The sequence below is a fragment of the Anaerobacillus sp. 1_MG-2023 genome, from assembly GCF_030547345.1.
Taxonomy (GTDB): Bacteria; Bacillota; Bacilli; order Bacillales; family Guptibacillaceae; genus Guptibacillus; species Guptibacillus hwajinpoensis_B.
The window spans coordinates 1-268 of record NZ_JAUORD010000115.1; the positions used below are offsets into that span (position 1 = coordinate 1).

Genomic DNA, 268 nt, shown 5'->3' on the forward strand with positions numbered 1-268 from the left:
GCCGAAGACCCCGAACTGCGCGCGACAGAGACCGAGGCCAATCCGCCGCTTCCGCTGATGGTAAAGGCAACCACCGTTGCCCCGCGCGCGTTCACACGTGGCTTGCCAACCCGCGACAGTTTGCGCATTACCAGCCCCGGATAGTTGCTGACCGCGGCGTTGCCCGCGGATTTTTTGCGCCCGCCGCTGCCGCTTTGCTGTGCCTTGGCCATGGCGGTGCCATTGGCCACGCCGGCGCGGGCGTTCTGGGCCGCATTGCCCTTGGGGG

At 67.9% G+C, this 268-nt stretch carries 1 protein-coding gene; it reads right to left on the reverse strand.

Features of this window, described 5'->3' with window-relative positions:
* Positions 1-268, reverse strand: a 268-nt coding sequence (locus Q4550_RS23510; RefSeq protein WP_303536638.1) for a hypothetical protein, incomplete at both ends; no start/stop codon positions are given.